Below are 3134 nucleotides of genomic sequence, written 5' to 3' on the forward strand. Positions count from 1 at the left end.
ACTTAACAGGTTTTCGTTTACGATCTTCCCTGTTTTATCATTTAGTTTTTTATTTACGTCTTCTATATCGCCTTTGCGGATACCCGTTATGTGTAAGCGCGATAAGCGGGGGCGTTCAACAACGGCAATCTCCAGGTAAATGGTATCCATGTTTATTTTGGTAACATTTAACTGCACATCGTCAAAAAGGCCTTGTTTGTACAGATCCTTTATCACGTTGGCGTTGGCTTCACCGGGAAGGTTTATCTTATCGCCTTTATTTAATTTAGAGATGGTAAGCAATACATCTTTATCTAAATATTTGGCGCCCGATACGGTTATACCACCTATAATATAATCTTTAGGATTAAGATAGCTCAAACTATCGGCAGGCATAGAGCCAGACGGTGTTCTACCATTAACCTGTGCCAGGGCTGCCGTGCTTATAACAGAGAAGAGAAGAGCAAAAAAAACTTTATTCATTCGAATATTTTAGTGGGCTAAAAATAATTTATACAGTTGTTAAAAAGTGTTAAAAGTAAAAATTTAGTTTACCTGCTCGCTTGTCATCCCAAAACGGCGTTCGCGTTTCTGAAAATCAAGTATAGCTTCATACAAATCCTCCCGCCTGAAATCAGGCCAAAGCTTTGCGGTGAAGTATAGCTCGGCGTAGGCAATTTGCCATAGTAAATAATTACTTATGCGGTACTCGCCACTCGTCCTGATCAACAATTCAGGGTTTGGCATACCGCCGGTATATAAATTATCCTCAAACATTTTTTCATCAATATCAGCAGGTTGCAGCTCCCCGCTTTGCACTTTGGCGGCCAATTTTTTAGCAGCCTGTACAATTTCGCCGCGCGAACTGTAGCTTAACGCAAGTGTAAGCACCAGCCCTGTGTTAGCAGCTGTTTTGCTTATTGCATTATCCAACTCCTTGTGGCATTTGTCTGGCAGCATATTTAAATCGCCAATAGCATTTAAACGCACATTATTCTTCATTAGCTTAGCAATTTCCTTATTAAGGGTACTAATAAGCAATTCCATAATAGCGATAACTTCAAATTTTGGCCGGCTCCAGTTTTCGGCGCTAAAGGTATATAAGGTTAAATATTCAATACCAAGCTCACCGGCACCTTCAACAACATCCCTTACAGATAGCACCCCATTATGGTGGCCAAACACCCTTAATTTGCCTTTACCTTTTGCCCATCTGCCGTTGCCGTCCATAATAACAGCTATATGGCGGGGTAATTTTAGTAAGTCTATCTGATCCTTATAACTCATTTCCCGAACGGTTTTAACAGCTGTATCTCAACTGTCGCACCTATTGCTTTGTTAAAATTTAAAACGTTTTCAGCAAAGCTTTCAATAACTTATGCCATTTTTTTCAGGTGACAAAGGTAAAACTTACTTTGTATTATTTTAGTATCAGTGAAAAAGAAATAAATATCAACAATAGGCTATAAATAAATTCTATTACTGTTGAAATGAACAAGGTATAAAAAACAAAACCCTTTTGCACTGTAGTGCAAAAGGGTTCGTATTTAAACCGTTATAAATTTAATATGCCAACTTATCCTTCAGCATGGTAATATCTTTTGGGGCGATATCAGCAATGGCAAATTGTTGTACATCAGTAATTTTCATTTCATCAAGTGTGTTCACCAGGTTCTCGTAAATGGAGCTTTGCGCGGGCTTTATAATCACCATCATACTTTTACCTGTAGTTTGCTTTACATACTTGCGTGTTTCAAATATTGCCTTGCGTAAACCGCTGTTACTGTAGTTAGTAAGCGTGGCAGCAAGAATTGGTTTATCTGCAGTACCTAAATAATACATAGCCTGGTTATTCTTACCAAGGCAAATGGTCATAGTACGCGATTCGCCTACAGGGCTTGGTTCATTACCTACCGGCATATTTAATTCCATTGCTTTGGGCTTACTAAGCGTTGTAGTAAGCATAAAAAATGTAATGAGCAGGAACGCGAGATCTACCATTGCGGTGAGGTCTACCTTTAAGTTTGGCTTTTTTGCACGTGGTTTGTTTCCTGATTTTTCTGGAGTTGAATTTAATTCGGCCATGATAGTATAGTTAAGGTTAAACAATTGGTTTGTTAATCATCTACCATATAAATATACTACATATTTCAAATAAACAAAATTTAATTTTGTTTATTTGAAATAAAAGATACAATATTTTATAAAAAGCTGTTTTACCTAATAATAACAACTCTGTGTTACAAATGTGTAAGAGAGGGTAAAACCAACAAACATATAAAAATCACGTGGCTTGGCATCGCCGCGTTGCGTGCCAGCCTCGCCTATATAAACACCAGTATGCTCTCCGGACCTGTCTGATAATGCCCTGGCAAGACTTGAGCTGAATTGCCCTTTAGGTGCATAAGCGCCGCTCACATCATCCAGGTAATCGGTATTGGTATACCGGTAGCCCAGATCTGCAGCAACTGTCCATTTGCCCGAAAAATTGTATTTAATACCCGCACCGAAAGGTATAACAATAGCAGTTTTGGCGTACTGGTTTGTTTGGCCTTCCGTATTAAGTTGCCTTAGGCCATATACGTCACCTTTGTATGTTGTGCGTGGTGCAAAGCTGGTGAGGCCGCCGCCTACATAGATATAAGGTGTATACAGGTTTTTACCGGCATCGGGTATATAACTCATAAAGTTAAACTCGGCCATCAGGCTTAGTTCTTTTAAGGGAGTAGTGAAGCTCAAATTGCGGTCGCGGAATTGCTGACTGCTTGATGTACTGTCGGCCCCGCTTATTTGCGAGAAGGTATAGTTTAGTTTTGCTGATAGGTAACGGTTAAAATTCCGTTTAACAAACACCCCTACAGCCCCACCGCTTGGTTTAACCGGATTATTGACATTTAAATCGCCGATATATCCTGCAGCACCTATGGCCCCTCCTACTTCCCAGGTTTGGGCCTGTACATTTGTTATAATAAACAGTAAGAAAAAAGCTGCAATGACTTTGGGCATCAAGAACAAATTTAATAATTACGGGCGTCTAAACCCCATAATAGCTTTTTCCTTAACGTAGATAAGTAGCTTTCATTATTTAAGCGGATCAAATTAAGCTTAAAATCAGCTTTATAAACCTTAAACTGCATAGGTTTATCAATTATAAC

At 39.1% G+C, this 3134-nt stretch carries 4 protein-coding genes; all 4 read right to left on the minus strand.

Features of this window, described 5'->3' with window-relative positions:
• Positions 1-462: POTRA domain-containing protein (locus tag JWQ85_RS05400; protein ID WP_299465113.1), on the minus strand; the 462-nt coding region annotated here is incomplete at its 3' end.
• A gap of 63 nt (positions 463-525) precedes the next feature.
• Entirely contained in the window at positions 526-1266 is a 741-nt protein-coding gene (locus JWQ85_RS05405) for an isoprenyl transferase (RefSeq protein WP_299465116.1), read from the minus strand.
• A gap of 276 nt (positions 1267-1542) precedes the next feature.
• Positions 1543-2064 carry a biopolymer transporter ExbD gene (locus tag JWQ85_RS05410; protein WP_299465119.1) on the minus strand — a complete coding sequence of 174 codons (522 nt, stop codon included), beginning with the start codon at positions 2062-2064 and terminating at the stop codon, positions 1543-1545.
• 135 nt (positions 2065-2199) lie between these two features.
• Complete coding sequence (locus JWQ85_RS05415) at positions 2200-2985, minus strand: DUF6089 family protein (RefSeq protein WP_299465122.1); 786 nt, start codon at positions 2983-2985, stop codon at positions 2200-2202.
• Positions 2986-3134: the final 149 nt, after the last annotated feature.

Origin of the sequence: Mucilaginibacter sp. (genome assembly GCF_028288105.1) — a bacterium.
Taxonomy (GTDB): Bacteria; Bacteroidota; Bacteroidia; order Sphingobacteriales; family Sphingobacteriaceae; genus Mucilaginibacter.